This window comes from Enterococcus hailinensis, from assembly GCF_045862035.1.
GTDB classification, from domain to species: Bacteria; Bacillota; Bacilli; order Lactobacillales; family Enterococcaceae; genus Enterococcus_A; species Enterococcus_A hailinensis.
Window position 1 is genome coordinate 1 of record NZ_BAAFRV010000009.1, and the last position, 16,772, is coordinate 16,772.

19 protein-coding genes and 1 riboswitch are annotated in these 16,772 nt (G+C 36.1%); of the genes, 5 read left to right on the forward strand and 14 right to left on the reverse strand.

What is annotated here, in order from left to right; all coding sequences use genetic code 11:
* Window positions 1-190, reverse strand: a 190-nt coding sequence (locus tag ACKTSC_RS07965) for a helix-turn-helix domain-containing protein (RefSeq protein WP_407857206.1), incomplete at its 3' end; no start/stop codon positions are given.
* A 503-nt stretch (window positions 191-693) separates the two neighbouring features.
* Between ACKTSC_RS07965 and ACKTSC_RS07970 the strand changes: the two genes are divergently transcribed.
* Window positions 694-2,124: a basic amino acid/polyamine antiporter gene (locus ACKTSC_RS07970; protein ID WP_332580937.1), complete on the forward strand. Its 1,431-nt coding sequence runs from the start codon at window positions 694-696 to the stop codon at window positions 2,122-2,124.
* Between the two features lie 40 nt (window positions 2,125-2,164).
* Here the strand turns inward: ACKTSC_RS07970 and ACKTSC_RS07975 are convergent, their stop codons facing one another.
* The 7 genes from ACKTSC_RS07975 to ACKTSC_RS08005 all read right to left on the reverse strand — a co-directional run bounded on the left by ACKTSC_RS07975 (window position 2,165) and on the right by ACKTSC_RS08005 (window position 9,054).
* Window positions 2,165-2,701: a GNAT family N-acetyltransferase gene (locus tag ACKTSC_RS07975; RefSeq protein WP_407856169.1), complete on the reverse strand. Its 537-nt coding sequence runs from the start codon at window positions 2,699-2,701 to the stop codon at window positions 2,165-2,167.
* Window positions 2,702-2,754: 53 nt separating this feature from the next.
* Window positions 2,755-3,108 carry a DUF1634 domain-containing protein gene (locus ACKTSC_RS07980; protein ID WP_332580939.1) on the reverse strand — a complete coding sequence of 118 codons (354 nt, stop codon included), beginning with the start codon at window positions 3,106-3,108 and terminating at the stop codon, window positions 2,755-2,757.
* Window positions 3,108-3,956, reverse strand: coding sequence for a sulfite exporter TauE/SafE family protein (locus ACKTSC_RS07985; protein WP_407856168.1), 849 nt, complete (start codon window positions 3,954-3,956; stop codon window positions 3,108-3,110). The genes ACKTSC_RS07980 and ACKTSC_RS07985 overlap by 1 nt, the downstream gene beginning before the upstream one ends.
* An 86-nt stretch (window positions 3,957-4,042) precedes the next feature.
* Window positions 4,043-5,608: a phosphatase PAP2/LCP family protein gene (locus ACKTSC_RS07990; protein WP_407857306.1), complete on the reverse strand. Its 1,566-nt coding sequence runs from the start codon at window positions 5,606-5,608 to the stop codon at window positions 4,043-4,045.
* 19 nt (window positions 5,609-5,627) lie between these two features.
* Entirely contained in the window at window positions 5,628-6,770 is a 1,143-nt protein-coding gene (locus ACKTSC_RS07995; RefSeq protein ID WP_407857307.1) for an FtsW/RodA/SpoVE family cell cycle protein, read from the reverse strand.
* Window positions 6,739-7,890, reverse strand: a complete 1,152-nt coding sequence (locus tag ACKTSC_RS08000) for an FtsW/RodA/SpoVE family cell cycle protein (protein ID WP_407857308.1) — start codon at window positions 7,888-7,890, stop codon at window positions 6,739-6,741. Before ACKTSC_RS08000 ends, ACKTSC_RS07995 begins: the two co-directional genes overlap by 32 nt.
* 110 nt (window positions 7,891-8,000) lie before the next feature.
* A riboswitch (M-box (ykoK) riboswitch) is annotated at window positions 8,001-8,168 on the reverse strand.
* A 253-nt stretch (window positions 8,169-8,421) separates the two neighbouring features.
* Window positions 8,422-9,054 (reverse strand): pentapeptide repeat-containing protein, encoded by a 633-nt coding sequence (locus ACKTSC_RS08005; protein WP_407857309.1) that lies wholly within the window; start codon window positions 9,052-9,054, stop codon window positions 8,422-8,424.
* Between the two features lie 151 nt (window positions 9,055-9,205).
* On the opposite strand from ACKTSC_RS08005, the gene lepB reads away from it, so the two are divergent.
* A complete protein-coding gene (lepB, locus tag ACKTSC_RS08010) occupies window positions 9,206-9,775 on the forward strand; it encodes a signal peptidase I (RefSeq protein WP_332580945.1) in 570 nt (189 codons plus the stop codon).
* A gap of 40 nt (window positions 9,776-9,815) precedes the next feature.
* Here the strand turns inward: lepB and ACKTSC_RS08015 are convergent, their stop codons facing one another.
* Entirely contained in the window at window positions 9,816-10,244 is a 429-nt protein-coding gene (locus ACKTSC_RS08015; protein WP_407857310.1) for a hypothetical protein, read from the reverse strand.
* A 2-nt stretch (window positions 10,245-10,246) separates the two neighbouring features.
* Entirely contained in the window at window positions 10,247-11,545 is a 1,299-nt protein-coding gene (locus ACKTSC_RS08020) for a Y-family DNA polymerase (RefSeq protein ID WP_407857311.1), read from the reverse strand.
* A gap of 167 nt (window positions 11,546-11,712) precedes the next feature.
* On the opposite strand from ACKTSC_RS08020, the gene ACKTSC_RS08025 reads away from it, so the two are divergent.
* Together ACKTSC_RS08025 and ACKTSC_RS08030 are read left to right on the forward strand one after the other, a co-directional pair.
* Window positions 11,713-12,345 (forward strand): pentapeptide repeat-containing protein, encoded by a 633-nt coding sequence (locus ACKTSC_RS08025; RefSeq protein WP_407857312.1) that lies wholly within the window; start codon window positions 11,713-11,715, stop codon window positions 12,343-12,345.
* A gap of 97 nt (window positions 12,346-12,442) precedes the next feature.
* Window positions 12,443-12,928: a MarR family winged helix-turn-helix transcriptional regulator gene (locus ACKTSC_RS08030; protein WP_407857313.1), complete on the forward strand. Its 486-nt coding sequence runs from the start codon at window positions 12,443-12,445 to the stop codon at window positions 12,926-12,928.
* 56 nt (window positions 12,929-12,984) lie between these two features.
* On the opposite strand, the gene ACKTSC_RS08035 is transcribed toward ACKTSC_RS08030, so the two are convergent.
* From ACKTSC_RS08035 to ACKTSC_RS08045, 3 genes are read right to left on the reverse strand one after another with little or no spacing between them, the layout of a single operon-like run.
* Entirely contained in the window at window positions 12,985-13,149 is a 165-nt protein-coding gene (locus ACKTSC_RS08035; RefSeq protein ID WP_407856160.1) for a hypothetical protein, read from the reverse strand.
* A 43-nt stretch (window positions 13,150-13,192) separates the two neighbouring features.
* A complete protein-coding gene (locus tag ACKTSC_RS08040) occupies window positions 13,193-14,077 on the reverse strand; it encodes a glycosyltransferase family 8 protein (RefSeq protein WP_407857314.1) in 885 nt (294 codons plus the stop codon).
* On the reverse strand, window positions 14,074-14,928 hold the full coding sequence (locus ACKTSC_RS08045) for a glycosyltransferase family 8 protein (RefSeq protein WP_332580952.1): 855 nt from the start codon (window positions 14,926-14,928) through the stop codon (window positions 14,074-14,076). Before ACKTSC_RS08045 ends, ACKTSC_RS08040 begins: the two co-directional genes overlap by 4 nt.
* Before the next feature lie 328 nt (window positions 14,929-15,256).
* On the opposite strand from ACKTSC_RS08045, the gene ACKTSC_RS08050 reads away from it, so the two are divergent.
* On the forward strand, window positions 15,257-16,069 hold the full coding sequence (locus ACKTSC_RS08050) for a Cof-type HAD-IIB family hydrolase (RefSeq protein WP_407857315.1): 813 nt from the start codon (window positions 15,257-15,259) through the stop codon (window positions 16,067-16,069).
* A 49-nt stretch (window positions 16,070-16,118) separates the two neighbouring features.
* Here ACKTSC_RS08050 and ACKTSC_RS08055 read toward each other — a convergent pair whose 3' ends face one another.
* The gene (locus ACKTSC_RS08055) at window positions 16,119-16,772 is read right to left on the reverse strand and encodes a carbonic anhydrase family protein (protein WP_407857316.1); all 654 of its coding nucleotides are present in this window, start codon (window positions 16,770-16,772) and stop codon (window positions 16,119-16,121) included.

Consider the following 16,772-nt stretch of genomic DNA (forward strand, 5'->3'; position numbering starts at 1 on the left):
CTAAAGGACGACCTGAAGAAGTTTTTAAACGGTGAATTTCTCCTTTCATGTACCACTGTTTCCACCTATATATTGTTCCTCTACTTGGGATATTAAATTCTTCCCGAAGGGAGGAACCTGATTCTCCTGCTAATAATCTCTCAACGATTTGAATTTTTAATTTCTCCGGATAATAATTATGTTTTGCCATTAGAAAAACACCTCCAAATTTATTTTACTAAATTTGAGGTGCTCTTTTTTAATTGTATCTAATTATAGTGTCAGTTCCTAAAAGGCCCTCTCTTTTTTTGAGATATCAAATAATAGCAAAATCATTTCTTAAATTAAAAAATCTTTCCGGTTCTTACGGCATAAATAGTTAAAGAAATCAGAATGAACAACGCCAACATTTCCAACAGAAAGTCAGTAGATTTTACCTCATTTTTCGAAGTGTTCTTTTCTTGTTTCATCGTGCTATTCGAGCCCTCCTAACTTTTACACTGTAAGGATAACAAACGATTGGTATAGCAAGTTAATATTTTTTTATTAATTTGATTAGAATTTAATTATCCTGATCTAATTTAAAACATTAGAGTTTCATCTTATGCTAATGCTATTTGTTGTTAAATATGCTTGAATAGAAACAGCGTTTTTTTTTTGCTATTTTTTACTGTTAAATTTCTTATAACAGTACATATGAATGAGGGGGAACCTATGGAACAACAGCAAAAAGATACTCACCATACAAAAGAGATGAGTCTCTTAGGCTTAAGCATGATCGTTATCGGGTCAATGCTTGGGGGCGGTGTCTTCAATTTACCAAGTAGTATCTCGCAATCAGCTGGTGTGATCGCCTCACTAATTGCTTGGCTCATTACTGGTACGGGCGTTTTCTTTATCGCCAAGGTATTTCAAACATTATCAAAAGAAGAACCAGATATTATTGGCGGAATTTATTATTATGCCAAAGATGGATTTGGCGATTATGTCGGTTTTAATTCAGCTTGGGGTTACTGGTTAAGCAATATTATCGGAAATGTTTCGTTTGTCATTTTATTTTTAGATGCATTGAGTAAATTTATACCGCAAATCGGTGGTTCCGGTGGACGAATTGGTCTATTTCTCGGAACATTTATGATTTGGGGTGTCATCTTTTTAGTTGCTCGTGGTATTCGGACAGCTAGTCTTTTAAATACAATCGCAACAGGTGCTAAAGTTATTCCTATTTTAATGGCTATTTTTCTTTTATTCATTCATTTCAGGTATCATATCTTTTCATTGGATGTCTTTGCAAAAAACATCGAAACAAATGGGCAACATCTAGGAAGTATTCCAACCCAAATTCGCCATGCCATGTTGCAGACTATGTGGGTATTCGTAGGAATCGAAGGTGCAGTCGTGTTATCTGGTCGCGCTAAACGGGCTCGTGATGTTGGACGAGCTACATTGATTGGTTATACACTCACTTTAGCTATTTATGTTTTAATTGTTATGCTAAGTTTTGGTTCATTACCACAAGAACAATTGGCGAACTTATCTAGCCCTTCTTTAGGGGGTGTGCTGCAAGCATCCACTGGACAATGGGCCGCAAACATGATCAATATTGGTGTCATCATTTCTGTATTAGGTGCTTGGATCTCATGGACGATCTTAGCTGCTGAGATTTCTTTCGACGCAGCTCAAGACAAAATGTTTCCAGCCTTTCTTGGCAAAGCAAATAAACAAAATGCTCCTGTGAACGCATTGATCGTAAATGGCGCTATCATGCAAATCGTCTTTTTAATTTCACGTTGGGCGATGGATGCATTTGAAGCTGTCACAAATACAGCAACAACTATGGTCTTAGTACCTTACGTTTTATCGGCAGCTTTTTTGTGGCAAGTAGCTCGTACTAAACAACATAAAGGACAACAATTTTTAGCATTCGGCGGAATCCTCTATGGTATCTATATGCTGTATTCATCAGGTGCATTGAATCTTTTATACTGTATCGGGATCTATGCATTAAGCTTTGTCTTTTGGTTATGGAATAGCCATACATACCACCGACCAATTTTCAATACTAAAAGAGATAAGGTATTGTTCATCGTTATTACTGGTTTAGGTATTCTAAGCTTAATTGTTTTTCTTTTTCAATTGAATTAATTAAAAAGACCACTAGCACTTATCATGCTAGTGGTCTTTTCTATAATTGATTGTATGGGATAAAAACTGGCCGTTCCCCTTGAGGTTCGATCAAAAATTTTTGCAGCCACAGTACATCATGCCATTGATCAAATTTATAACCAATTTTAGGAAATCTAGCCACTTGCTGATAGCCTAATTGCTCATGGAAGTGAATACTTCCATCATTTCCACCGGTAATGCAGGCAGTTAGAATCGCGACATTTTGTTTGTCCAGTGCTTGTTCTAATGCTTGATACAATCGTTTGCCTGCACCATGGCCCCGTTTATTTTGATTTACATAAACACTGACTTCCACAGCCCAATCGTAAGCAGCACGGTCTTTATAGGCATGTGCGTAAGCGTAGCCTAAAATCCCACCATTTTCTTCTGCTACAAAATAAGGATACTTTTCTTGAATCTCAAGTATTCGCTGAGAAAATTCTTTTTCACTAGGCACTTCGTAATCAAAAGTAATCGTTGTTTCTTTGACATACGGTGCATAAATTTTGACTAGTTCCTGCGCGTCCGCAGTTGTTGCTTCCCGAATAGTTATCATCTAACCCCTCCTCATTTTTATCATCCTACCACTTTAATTGACTGAAAAAAAGGTTATTTTTCTACTAAGCCAAAAGTCATACCAATAATCAAAATGACTAAAACAATCAGCGTAATGATGACATACAAATAATCTTTCTCTTTTGCAAAAGCAACTATCGAGACAACCACTCGCAATACCGGGGTCAAAATCAAACAAAATAGTCCCAACATAATAAATGCTTCACCATTCAATTTGAGTACACCTTGGAAAATCAACCATAAATCAGTTGGTACTTGATCATTGGCGGGTTGGAAAAAAAGCAATAACATTCCTATCAAGATGATTACTGCTGACACAATCACCCCGATACGTAAAATGTAGCCGATCGATCGCTCTATTTTTAACATTTCTTCCTTATTTTCCATTAAATCATCACCCCAAATCCACGAAGAACCATTTGAATTCCCATAAATAATAAAATTGGAATAAAAATCATTCGTATCACTTTCGGTTTCATGCGTTGCATGATTCTAGAACCGATCGTCGCCCCAGCTAAGACACCTAAAGCCAATGGAGCTGCAATTTGAGGTAAAATAGCTCCACTAAAAAAATAAACGGTTGCTGACGCTGCCGCCGTTACACCCATCATCAAATTACTGGTCGCACTTGAGGGCTTCAGTGGCATTTTCATGATCGTATCCATTGCAGTCACTTTGAATACCCCACTACCGATACCTAATAATCCAGAAGCGATTCCTGCTCCAAACATCATCGCAAAACCGCCTGGAACTTTTTCGACTTGATAATCGATTTGCTCATCCAAAACCTGATCATAATATGAACCATTCAATTTCAATTTTTCGGCTAGAGAATCTACGGAAGCTTTGACACTCTTTTTTTCCATTTTCCCGCGTAATTTTTGAATCATGTTCACCACGGAAAATAAGAGAAACCCGCCAAATAAAACAAATAGAAAACCGGTTGGAACAATTCCTGACAGCAAAGCCCCAACGATTGCTCCAATTGTCGTCGCAATCTCTAAAAACATCGCTACACGCAAATTCAACATATCATCTTTTAAATAAGCGATTGTCGCTCCTGAACTAGTGGCAATAACACAAACAATACTAGCTGCAATGGCATATTTAATATCTAATCCCATCACCAAAGTTAGAAAAGGTGTTAAAATAATTCCGCCACCGATTCCTAAAATCGAGCCCAATATCCCAGCAAAAACACCGGTCACAAGTAATAATACTATCTGACTAAGCATAACTTCCCGCCTTTCTGTAGCTATTATAACGCAAGTCACTAAAGAATCAGTTAGTAATTACCTAAGTAGCCCTTCATAGATTGGAATTACAAATTTAATTGTACATGTAACAAATCTTTTACACGATCCAATTCATCTTGGGGAATCATTTGGTAAGAAATCCCTTCTTCTCCTGTATAGCCATCCCCCGTAAAACCTTCACCCTGAAGTTGTTCGCTATCAATTTGTTTAAGTGACGAACGATAACTCTTCAAAATTTGCTGCATTTGATCAAATGTTAAATCTGTTTTTCCATTTTCACCGATGCTATCTAAGATTTTTTGGTAATTGAAGAGACTTTTCGGAGATAAGATCTTATCTACCAATAATTCAATGACTTCTCTTTGACGGCCTTGCCTGCCATAATCTCCCGTTGGATCTTCATACCGCATTCTAGAGTATTGAAGGGCTTCCCAACCATTCAAGTGCTGTTTTCCTTTAGGATAATTGATTCCTTCCGCAGAAAAAGCAAAATCGTTATCTACCGTCACCCCACCTACGGCATCGACTAATGTTTCCAAACCATCCATGTTCACAGAAACATAATGATGCAGTGGTATATCTATCATATTCTCTACTGAATCCATGATCATTTCTGGTCCGCCGATCGAATGGGCATGATTTATTTTATCTTCATAATCAGCTCCAACGATTTCAGTATATGAATCTCTAGGAATACTCGTCAATGTCGTTTTTTTCGTTTCATTGTTTAATGTTGCAACCATAATCGTATTTGCACGATAATCAGTTTGGCGTTTAGAATCATTGGCTATCCCAAGAATCAAAATACTCATGGGTTCTGAAGCTTCGGGAGATTTAGTTTTCCCCGACCTTTCAATCGGAGCATACATAGAATCAGCCACTTTTTGCGAGCTATGATGCAGTTTTAAAGCAAATACACTAATTCCTGAAACTAAAGTCAGTAATACGACTAAGCCGCCTAAGAGTAATTTTTGCCAAGTTGAAAATAGCGAAGTCCGACTTCTCCTTGAATTACTCGGAAAAGAAAGCAAATAGCGATAAAACAAAGCAGCCGTTCCTAAAGTAACTTCTACAGCTAGAAATACTCCTGCTAAAACATCGCTAACATAATGGACTCCTAAATAAATTCTTCCTCCGATAATCAACAATGCAAATAAACCTAATCCCAGTTTCTGTTCTTTTGACACTCGCTTTTCTAAGAAAATAGACACAACTAAAAACGAGCAAATTAACGTTGTAACCAAAAGAGAATGACCGCTAGGAAAACTATAAGAATCCCGTGTAATATATTGAAGTTCCTCAGGCCTAGTACGTTGAATGATATGTTTTAAGACATAGCCCACTCCACTTACGAAAAATAGATTTAGAAAGCTCCAAATAATCAATCTATTTTGTTTTATCTTTAACAAATATAGTGAATATAAGCTAAATAATACTAAAATTGGTCCGATTGTTGCTATTTTTGCAATCCAGCCTACTACAGTAGTAAGAACAGATATATTAGGGATGCGATGATCAATAAAAAAATGATCCACCCCTTGCAACCAATGTGCATCTAACGTAACCGCAATACTAAGGCCTAGTAACGCTACCAGTGCGATACTACTAGTTAAAAAAATTTTCTTTCGCATAATTAACCTCTATTCTCTATTAATTTTCTTTGAATCCCATCATGATCCCTAAACCGATTCCTAAAACAATCAACGATGTCCCACCCTGGCTCAAAATCGGCAGCGGAATCCCTGTTAATGGTAAAATTCCGATCGCTGCTCCAATATTTTCAAAAATTTGGAATAACAAGCCAAAAACAAAAGAAACAGCCACATATAAATTGGCTTTATTATTAGTCCGCATAGCAGTAGAAAGTATTTGATAAAATAAATAAAAGTAAAGAAATACAACAAACGTTGCACCTATAAAACCAAAATTCTCTCCTACTACAGTGAAAATCATGTCGGATTCGCGCACGGGCACATACACAGCAGTTTGCTCTGATCCCTTTCCGATCAATCCACCAGATCCAATTGCATATAAACTTTGGACTTGCTGATAGGCGATGGAATCTTTGTATTGAAAAGGATCGACCCAAGCTCGTACCCGATCTAATTGATAGGTCTTAAAGTGCAGCGCATAAAGTAATTTGTTTCCCCATTTACTAAAAACTAAAAATAGTAACGTACCACCTGCACTCGCACCTAAACCAGTAATTACCGCTAAAATTTCCCAGTGCATCCCGGATATAACAAATAACGCACCTAAAATAGCAATAAAGACTAAGCTAGTCCCAAAATCACGTTGAACGAACATTAAAATAAAGGTTGGTAAACTGTACAATAAAATTTTACCTAAATACCGCAAATCACTTTTCAAGGTCCGTTCCGCACAATTCATCTCATAAGTCACCGTTAAACGAACCATAAAAAGTACAAAACTTAATTTCATCAGTTCCGATGGTTGAAATGAAAAACCACCAAATCGTAACCAGCGTTTTGTTCCCGTAACTAAATACATGGCTGGATCATAAAACCAATACAATAAAGCCATGATACCTAAAGAAATGACATAGAATACCGGTGCATATTTCAAAAAAGTGGCAGTTTTAAAACGGCTAACAATTCCCATCGCCAATAAAGAAAGACAACAAAAAACAATTTGTTTGATCATGACATTTTTTACGTTTGCACCATCTAGACTCGCCGCCATCGTTTGAACAATGACACTGACCAAATAAAAAACTAGGATCGGTAAAAACAATGGATAATTAAATGATTCGTAATTCAGGCGTTTTTTCATTGGCACGATCCTCCGAAGAAAATTTTAAGCAGACACCCAACGCTATCGATAATAAAAGATAACTTGTTCCACCATAACTGATAAAGGGTAAGGGAATCCCCGTCATCGGGATCAACCCTAAAATGCTCGCAATATTGATACTTGTTTGAATCAATAGAAGGGTTCCAACACCAAAATAAATCAAACTAACTTGCTGTTGTGTTTCTTTTGATGCTAATACGAATAGACGCAATATAATCAAAAATAGCATTGCTAAAACGATTAGACCAACGACCAAACCTAATTCTTCAACTAAAATAGAATAGACAAAATCTGTCTCTGCTACAGGTAAGTAGCCTTTTTTAGTAATGCTGTTGCCGATCCCTCTACCAAAAAATCCGCCATTATATAATGCGTAATAAGAATTACTCATTTGAAAACCTTTACCATACGGATCTAAAAATGGGTTTCCCACTAAACGAATCCGATCATACGTGTGAGCGAAGATTCCCGGAAGTAATTGATGACTGCCTAAGAAAAGAATCAACCCTCCCGCAGCTACTGCACCTAAAACGAGCGCTAAAAAAATCAGAATCGTTAACTGATAAGGAAATTGAGCTGTTGATATAATCACTAACGCAATAAGCCAAATCATGATAGCCCCAGTAACTTTAGGTTGGAACAAGACTAGTAAACTGCTGATGAAAACGATACTGCAAGGAGCAACTAGCTCTCTAGTTGTTCGTTCTTTACGAAAGAAATACGCCAAATAAAAGATCAATGCGACGTTGGTCACATCTGATGGTTGAAATTGAATCCCCATAATCGATACCCATCGTTGTGCTCCATTGATGCTCACCCCGTGGACTTTGACTAAAATCAAACTGACTAATCCGATCACCAATAAAATTTTGGCAAACTTTCCCTGTAGCATCACCGTACTTTTTACTCGATAAATCAGTAACACGATTATCCAGCTTAGTCCCATAAAAATTGCTTGCTTCATAAATAATGAAAATTGATTTTCACCGGCCGCTATCAAGCGATATGAACTTGCGCTGTAGACCATTAAAAGACCAATTACGCTTGTACCTAAATAAGGCAGTACTAGAAGCCAATCGATCTTTTTCTTTTTCGTCATCTTTATTTCCCCCTCTTCGTCTAAGTCGATGTTATAGACGAGAGCAGCACCACAAATAACTAAAAAAGGCACCAAACGTTAGCAAAAAGAACTAACAAGTTTGGTGTCTCATACAATCTCATCGTCTGAGTTTTAGCACTAAACAACGTAAAGAATTACTCTTAGCTATTTTATGAAAAGCCTTAATCCGACAATTCCTGTTTTACACATTGGCGTCTTTCGACGTTTCTGCGCAATAGCTTATGTTTGTTTAGGAGCCTCACCTAACAAGTTCACTTATATTTACTTTCACAAAGAATACTACTTTTTCTGAAGATAAATATCAAAAGGTTTTAAAGAATATAACCATTTCTTTAGATTTATTTATAAAATAACCGTATATTTATTTTAAAATCACGTTTGTATCCTAAAAAAAGATATACATTTTACGCAAACACCCTAACCAACGTCTTGAATTACTAAAGCCGGAAATAATTAGGCATTTATAATAAATATAAATACACCGGCTCTTATTCTTAAGAGCCGGTGTATTTATTCTGTTATTTCTAGGCCTAAGCCTGCAGCAATTATTAATGCTTGATAAGCCGTAACTTTCAGCCCACTAAGCTGTTCCATTGAAAAAGCGATTTTGCTAAATTGATTCTGTGTAAAATCCAAGCCCTTTAAATTAGTTCGCATCCAATTACTATTGTCAAATTGATTATTCACGAGAAATAAATGCTTCCATGTTACTTCATAAAACTTACTATCCGTTAATTGGCAATTTTCGAAAGCCACATTTTTCAGATTTGTATTGCTAAATGATCCGAAGTTGATCACACAATCTTTAAATTGACAATCTCGTAAATAACTCTCAGCGAAATTACACCCAGTTAACTTACAATTTTCAAAGATCACTTGATGAAAACTTCCTCCGATCCAATCAAGATTTGAAAAATCACAATTTTTAAATACTGTATTACTAGCTTCAAAACGGATCAATTTTGTCCGCTGCAAGGTAACTTTTTCTAAAAACGAGCGGCGTATAATCACGTTTTCAAACTCCGAATAACTATAATCATCATCGGCAACCTGAACTTCATCGATCGAGGCCTCATCTTCTAAATAAAAATGATTTGAAAAAGAACGTGGTAGGCTCGGAGGAGCTGGATAATTGCGTGTCATAAATTTACTCCTTATTTAGGTTGATATGCTTCTTAGTGTGCCACAAAAAAGCTGTTTTCTCTAGTTGAATCAAAATTTTCTGATACAAAAGAAGTTAACAAGAGCTTTTTACTTTGAAGCATGATAAAATTATCTTCGAACGAGGTGAATTATGAATAATAAATTAAAAGAATGGCTTCCGATAGTCCTAATTATCTTATTGGTTTTTCTAGCTAGAATGTTTGTTTTTTCTCCTGTCAAAGTAGATGGACACTCAATGGATCCTTCATTACATGATGGGCAACGTTTGATTACATCTAAAATATCTTCGCTCCAACGGCAAGATATCATCACTACCAAAGAACCTGATGATGAAAGTGTCTATGTAGTAAAACGAATCATCGGACTACCTGGCGATCGTGTAATTATGAAAGATGACGTGCTGACTGTCAATGGAAAAAAATACGATGAATCCTATCTTGATGATTACAAGCAAAAATTCAAAAAAGATAAATTAGCAAGCGAATATTCCTACAGTACAGGTTTCCAAGAACAAGCTGCCAATGCGACCAGCTTCACCAATGATTTTGATGTCACAGTTCCCGACAATAAATATTTTGTTTTAGGAGACAATCGTCTAATCTCAAAGGATAGCCGAATTTTCGGCTTTGTAGATCAATCTTTGATTCAAGGAAAAGTTGTATTACGTTTTTGGCCATTAAATGAATTTAAAATCTTTTAAATAAAAGCCCTGACATGCTGTGTCAGGGCTTTTTATTTTTTCATTCATTGATCTCCTTCATTTTTTGCGAAAGAATTTTTTGAGGTAGAATAATTTCTGCATGATGAATTTGTTCAATTGTCAGCTGAAGCATCCCGCGCGTTTCTTCATTAAAAAAAATCAAGTTATCTCTTTGACCAGCCAGCTTCCCAACCAAATCATCTTGAAACTGCCCTTCATTATCTAACGCGGATAGCTGTAGTGCGACTCGCTGATTTTTTAAATAGGCCTGTTGAAGCAGTCCACCAATTTCTTCCATGCTCATTTGCACTTTTTCTTTATTGATATGATTTCGCTTCTGACTATCTTTGGTTAATTCTGCAGTATGATCAGATAGATAAAAGCCTACCCATTTCAGCATACCGCGATCTTGGTAAACCCGTTTAGCTTCAAGAAAAAGTTTTTCTGCACTTTCATCATCGTAAATCATCGTTACTCAAGTCCTTCCATTCCACCTGCATGTCCACCAACCAGACCAGCTCGTTTGATAGCAGTTGCTCCTTCAATCATCGAATGTGCTCGGACAATCGATGCAAATTCATAACGGCTTCTAATTTGAGCAATCACCTCATCGATTTGATCTTCTTTGATTGTTTTTTGTGGTTCTTCGAAAAGATTTAGTTGTAAACTTCCTGCAGATGATAGGCTAGCAACTGTAATAGCTATTCTACGGACTTCCGAATGATCCCAATACTTTTCGAACAACCCAATCGCTGCTGCTGTTAACTCTTTTGATTGTTGTGTCGCGGATATTTTCTGCTGGTGTTGAAATCCCTCACGCTTACCATTTCCATAGTAAGCGTAACTGATACCTAAATGCAGCGTAGCACCTAATAAATTTTTTTTACGTAATCTTTGAGAAACCTGCTCACAAATCTCTGCAATAACTATTACGATGTCTAATTTACGGGCATAATTTTTTGGTAAAATCTGAGAATTACCGATCGATTTCTCTTTATTAGGATATAGACCTTTTTGTGACAAAACGGAACGGTCAATCCCCCACGCATGCATATAATGTTGCATTCCCATAATCCCAAAATGATTTTTCAACTCAAATGGGTCACTATGTGCCAAATCACCCATCGTGTAAAAACCCATTAACTGGTAACGTCTTTCCATTCGTCGGCCGATTCCGCAAAAGTCACCTAATCTAATTGGCCAAATTTTTTTAGAAACATCTTGATAATGCCATTCAGCAAAGCGCGTAGAATCATTTTTAGCTTCAATATCCATCGCAATTTTAGCTAACAATGGATTATCTCCAATTCCTAAAGTAGTATAAATCCCTAATTGTTCCATAATTTGGCGCTGAATCTGCTTCGCTACTTCTGTTGGACTGTCACCAAATAGTCTCCAACTGTGGGTTAAATCACCGAACTGCTCATCGATGCTATAAGTATGAATATCTTCATCCGCCATATAGTGACGAAAAATTTCTTGAATTCGCATATGGTAATCAATATAAAGTGTCATCCTTGGAGGGACAATGATCAAATCAGGATGATTAGGAATCTCAAAACCACGACTCACATTACTGATGCCTAATAATTCTTTTGCTTTAGGACTTGCGGCTAAAACGAGGCCTGAATTCTCACGATCGCCGCTCATCACGACTAAAAGCGCCTCTAAAGGATGGACATCATGCTCGACACACTCCACGCTAGCATAAAAACTTTTTGAATCCATACAAAATACATCTCTAACTGGTTCATCTACGTAAAGATTCATATTAAGCCTCCTTTTTTAAAAACAAACATACGTTCGTTTTTAGTTTAAATTTTTTTAAAGTATTTGTCAATTGTTCATCTACTGCTTTCCAAACTAAATTTCATGAATCTTCTTCTTCAAAAGATGCTAAAATGAATTAACTTTATTTAACAGAAGGGAGATATTTCATGCAGCCTGTCTTAAAAAACCAGGATTATTCTTTTCGTAAATTGCCATTTGCAAATTTTCATGATCTGATATTTAAACAGGTCAATTTTTTTGGTGCCGATTTGACCGGAGCAAATTTTGATAATTGTTTATGTATAGATTGTGATTTTTCTCAAAGTATTTTGCGAAATGCTTCATTGGTAGGTACAGATTTTCAAGCTTCTAGTCTAAATGAAGCTGATATTTCCGGTGCTAATTTGTTTCATGCAAAGTTAGAAAACGCTGATTTGACGGCTATTATTTCTGATGCAACAACCAAGTTTTTTGCCCTTCGCTGCCCTGTTAAAGGCGCATTTTTGGGTTATAAAAAATGCTACGGCCATCGTATTGTACAACTATTGATCCCTAGTGGAGCTCGAAGAAGTTCCGCAACAACTACTTGCTGTCGTTGTGATAAAGCTAAAGTCCTATCAATCAAAGATATGCACACTTATAAAAATTATAACGAGGCGATTTCTTATGTAGACGATCATTTTATTTATCGTGTCGGCGAATGGGTCGAAGCTGAAAATTTTAATCCAAATCGCTGGGTGGACTCGACCGGTGGGATTCATTTTTGGCTGACACAAAATGAGGCTGAGAATTATCTCTAGATAGAAAATCAATCGTTTCCCGTTAAGATAATTCTTTCTATTACTTCGGTGACCTGATAAAATGATAGGGAATGATGAGAAGGAGTCACAAATACACATGGATGAAAAAAATTTAAATATTGAATTAACACAAAAATATATGCGTTTGAATAGCTTATTCATGCAATTTTTTAGGGAAAATACTCGTGGACCTTTTAAATTTGAAAATAGAAATCGCGGACAGGGACAAATACTAAGTATTGTTCGCGAACATGGGAAAATTTCGCAAAAAGACTTAGTCAACCAATTGGACATGCGCCCTCAATCTGCTTCTGAAATGATTCGTAAACTAGAAAAAAAGGAATATATTACTCGTGAGAAATCGCAAAAAGATAAACGTGTAATGGAAATCTATTTAACTGCTCGAGGAAAAATAGCCGCTCAGCAATCAGACGATTTTCAACCGGTTATTTTAGAAGCATTGACCGCTGAAGAAAAAGAACAATTTGATCATATCATGACCAAATTAATCAATGAAATCGAACCTCAAATCAAACATCGTCCGCGCGATCGTTGGGGCAATCGTGATCATTCAGTCTTTTAAAAAAACAATAAAAAGACGGGAGCTAAAGATGACTTAGCTCCCGTCTTTTTCCTGTTTTAATTTTTCTTGCGGTTTTTGATTTTAGTGGTGATATAGCCGATCACTAGTACCGATATTATTTTGAATCCTAATGATTTTGCGGCACTAGTATCTTTTGAGTGGTTCGTTTTGCCATGATGCTTTTTAGTTTGTACTGATTTTTTCTCTAAAAGATGAATCATGTTGTTCTCCCCTTCCCATTGCCTTTTTTAAAAAATTATCATTTTAACTTGATTTTCTATTTGATGAAATCTTCGAAGATAATTCTTCTTCGTATTCTGCTGAAAAAGCTGTCATCCGCTCATATTTATCATAATATTTCTTTAATGACGATGTGTAATCCTTGTTCCAAGGCTTATCATGTCCAGAGTAATGAATAATTTTAGGATTTCTGCGAGTTTCAAAATATTCTTTTTCACCCTCTGGATCGGGATGATCTACTTCTCGTTTCATAATATAACTTTGAGCGTTCCATTTTGGATGTAACTGCAACCAATGATCATGGAGTATTGCATTTAAGGCATCTTGGTCATGGAATCTTAATTTTTCAGGATGATCCTGGATGAAATCCATTACTCGTTCAGTAACGTTTTCTGCTAACCATTTTTTTACATTGATCAACATAAAACCTGAATTAAAATATTTGGTCGACTTACAAGCAATACCCATTTTTTCTAATCGATGATGAAAGCCTGCATCTTCAACAGCTGCAAGCGTATAATCTGTCAAATCTAATTTCCATAACGCAGAAATATCCGTTAACGCAATCATGTCGCAATCTAAGTATAATAACTTATCAATCTTTTGATCTCTAAATAATTCGGGAATCGCAATTCGATAATAAGCAGTTTCTGGAATCCGATCACTCTCAACAGCATTTTTAAAATACTTTTTATCGATAGTTAAAAATTTAACTGTTACATTATACGGAGAAATTGTTTCTCGCATCAAACGTTTATTCGCCATAGTAATTTTATCATCGATCACATAAAACTCGTAATCTGAAGTCGTTCGATTGGCATTTTCAAGAATCGAAACAAATAAAGCCGAGACATGAGGAGCAAATGCATCATTGCAACTGGAAACGACGGTAATCTTTTCTTTCATCATTGTACATTCACCCTTTCATTAAAAATACTTTCATTCAAACGTTTCATATATAAATCTTGATACGGATGACCTTTAAGCGTGTTCCATGGTTTATCATGGCCTGTAAAATGGACGATAGCAGGATCTTCACGTCCTTCTTTATACAATTGTTTATATTCTTCAGTAGGTGCCGGATGCTTATCAAAGATCAATGATGATTGCATATTCCATCTTGGATGGAACGGATGCCACTCTTCATATAGCACTGCATTCAAAGCATCTTGATCATGAAAAATGATTTTATCAGCATTATTTTTCAAATAATCAATCGTCTTTTCAGTGATTTTTTGTTGATTCCAACGTTTCACATCAATAGCCATTACGCCGGAATTAAAATAATAATCCTCAGAAGTAACACCCAATCGTTGTAATGCTTTAGTTTGTCCGGGATCAATAACTGCCCCGATCGTTTTTCCTTCTAAACTCGATTGATACAAAGTGCTGATGTCATCTAACACCAATGTATCTGCATCGATATACAATAATTTATGATAATTTTCTTCTGCTAACAGTTTAGGCATCGATATTCTAAAATAAGCAGTCGTTGTAATATGATCGCTAACTAAAAAATCTTTGTATAATTCTTCATCTACTTTTACAAATTGAATCGTTGCAGAGTCGGAAAAATCATTGGCGGTTTGAATCAGTTTTTCTTTACTCGATTTTGATAGATTGTCATCAATAATCAAAAAACGAACCGGTGTTTTACGCGTAGTCTTTTCGAGCAATGTGGCAATCATCACACTCAGAAAAGGAGCATATGCTTCATCAGATGCTGTAACTACCGGAATTTCTTCGGTCTTTGTAAACATGATACTTCACTCCTAACCCAAATTTTTTTAAATGATAAAAAATATTTACAGAAGTTTACAAATATTAGAATAATCTCATTTATTAGTTTTAGCAAAATATACGCTTTACAAACGATATAAATTATGCAAAATAATAGCAAAAACAACCGCTAGATAACACTTTTCAAGTTTATTAATTTTTTATTAAGATAAATAAAAATTTGAGAATTAACTTGAACTTAAAATAGATTTATATTAAATTTGAGCGTTTGATTGTTCATTTTTTGTCGTTTAAGCTAGTCTAAAGTAAGAAGCTATTAAATAGAAAGACATAAAAGGACGGATGAGTATGCAATTGATAGCGGTGGATCTTGATGGCACACTATTAGATTCAGACGGAAAAGTCACAACCGAAAATGGGCAAGCACTAAAAAAATTTAACCAGCAAGGTGGAATTATCACTTTAGCTACTGGACGTTCGATTCAATCGGCAAGAGAAGTTTTCGCTGAATTGAAATTAAATGGTTATACCTTAGCATCCAATGGTGCCTATGTGGCGCGGATCGAAGATGGGGAAATTGCTGAAGTATTAAAAAATTATACGATTCCAGCGGACACAGTGAAAAAAGCTCTTTCTTTTGCAATGGAGGAAGGTGTTACTGTTGTGGCAAGCCGGGCAACACGAGATGATCGAATCAATTTTGCTCAGGACCATAATGAAGTCGATAGTCCTTATTATGCACAATTCAATTTGCAAGAATCTCGGGTCCAAGACCTTTGGGAGAAAATCGAAAATGGCGATATTAGTTATTTCAAATTAGCTTTTACTGATGGTAATACTAGTAAATTAGTAAAATTAAGAGCCAAACTGGAAAAAGAACAGATCAACAGTTCTTATTCTGATAAATATTGGTTAGAAGTAATGGCTGAAGGCATCAATAAAGGAGCGGCTTTAAATTTTTTGACTAAATATCTCGCCATTGATTTAAATGAAGTATTAGCAATCGGGGATCAAGAAAATGATTTAGAAATGCTAGAAATCAGTGGAACGAGTATCGGCATGGCCAATGCAGCTCCGGCAGTCAAACAGCTAGCCGATCGTTTAACCACCTCAAACAATGATTCTGGTGTCGCAACTGTTTTAAATGAATATCTAAACTAGAAAAAGCCGCTCAAGCAATGAGCGGCTTTTTCTTTCTATATAAATACATCTATTCCCCAAATTCAATTACTTGGCGGTCATGGAGCGCTTGGCAGCTACGGCTGTTCTTACCATGAAGCGAAATGAAGCGCTCGATTTGCTCGCTTGAAACTTCTAATACAGTTTGTAAAACATACCACTCGATTCCTTCCGTCAAAGGCGGTGTTGTTAAAGAGCCAATATAATGATAGTAACTTTTATTTTCAGGAATCAAAGTTTCAACTGAAAAAGACCCTTCCCCTTTTTCCTCTTCATATTGCTTTAAAACATGATCGAAATCAGAGTTATGTTTTCCTGCGCGATACAATACACCAATCACACCGGTTTGACCATTGGGTGCTTGGAATAAAAAATGGCCTTCTAACGGAAAATGCTCACCGTCGATCCTATGCTCACCATCGGCATGAAAATGGACTTGTACAAAATCAAATACACGATGATTAAGGCAAGCTTGTCCTGACCCTAATAATTGAAGATTTTGACCATTATTAAAAAACGTGGCTGGCGTTGATGAAAGATTTAGCTGGATTCCAATACGAGTACTTTCCATTTGTGTTTGATTTGTTTGGATATCGATAGGTGATTGTAGTTTTCCACCTTGAACATCCCAATCATGTTGATGACAATAATCAATTAAAAATTTAGTTTTTACTTCTGCTTTCAT

Bases quoted from the DNA above. Each gene is read 5' to 3' on its own strand.
- ACKTSC_RS07970 (WP_332580937.1), top strand. From the start codon at position 694: ATGGAACAACAGCAAAAAGATACTCACCATACAAAAGAGATGAGTCTC.
- ACKTSC_RS07975 (WP_407856169.1), bottom strand. From the start codon at position 2,701: ATGATAACTATTCGGGAAGCAACAACTGCGGACGCGCAGGAACTAGTC.
- ACKTSC_RS07980 (WP_332580939.1), bottom strand. From the start codon at position 3,108: ATGGAAAATAAGGAAGAAATGTTAAAAATAGAGCGATCGATCGGCTAC.
- ACKTSC_RS07985 (WP_407856168.1), bottom strand. From the start codon at position 3,956: ATGCTTAGTCAGATAGTATTATTACTTGTGACCGGTGTTTTTGCTGGG.
- ACKTSC_RS07990 (WP_407857306.1), bottom strand. From the start codon at position 5,608: ATGCGAAAGAAAATTTTTTTAACTAGTAGTATCGCACTGGTAGCGTTA.
- ACKTSC_RS07995 (WP_407857307.1), bottom strand. From the start codon at position 6,770: ATGAAAAAACGCCTGAATTACGAATCATTTAATTATCCATTGTTTTTA.
- ACKTSC_RS08000 (WP_407857308.1), bottom strand. From the start codon at position 7,890: ATGACGAAAAAGAAAAAGATCGATTGGCTTCTAGTACTGCCTTATTTA.
- ACKTSC_RS08005 (WP_407857309.1), bottom strand. From the start codon at position 9,054: ATGACACGCAATTATCCAGCTCCTCCGAGCCTACCACGTTCTTTTTCA.
- lepB (WP_332580945.1), top strand. From the start codon at position 9,206: ATGAATAATAAATTAAAAGAATGGCTTCCGATAGTCCTAATTATCTTA.
- ACKTSC_RS08015 (WP_407857310.1), bottom strand. From the start codon at position 10,244: ATGATTTACGATGATGAAAGTGCAGAAAAACTTTTTCTTGAAGCTAAA.
- ACKTSC_RS08020 (WP_407857311.1), bottom strand. From the start codon at position 11,545: ATGAATCTTTACGTAGATGAACCAGTTAGAGATGTATTTTGTATGGAT.
- ACKTSC_RS08025 (WP_407857312.1), top strand. From the start codon at position 11,713: ATGCAGCCTGTCTTAAAAAACCAGGATTATTCTTTTCGTAAATTGCCA.
- ACKTSC_RS08030 (WP_407857313.1), top strand. From the start codon at position 12,443: ATGGATGAAAAAAATTTAAATATTGAATTAACACAAAAATATATGCGT.
- ACKTSC_RS08035 (WP_407856160.1), bottom strand. From the start codon at position 13,149: ATGATTCATCTTTTAGAGAAAAAATCAGTACAAACTAAAAAGCATCAT.
- ACKTSC_RS08040 (WP_407857314.1), bottom strand. From the start codon at position 14,077: ATGATGAAAGAAAAGATTACCGTCGTTTCCAGTTGCAATGATGCATTT.
- ACKTSC_RS08045 (WP_332580952.1), bottom strand. From the start codon at position 14,928: ATGTTTACAAAGACCGAAGAAATTCCGGTAGTTACAGCATCTGATGAA.
- ACKTSC_RS08050 (WP_407857315.1), top strand. From the start codon at position 15,257: ATGCAATTGATAGCGGTGGATCTTGATGGCACACTATTAGATTCAGAC.
- ACKTSC_RS08055 (WP_407857316.1), bottom strand. From the start codon at position 16,772: ATGAAAGCAGAAGTAAAAACTAAATTTTTAATTGATTATTGTCATCAA.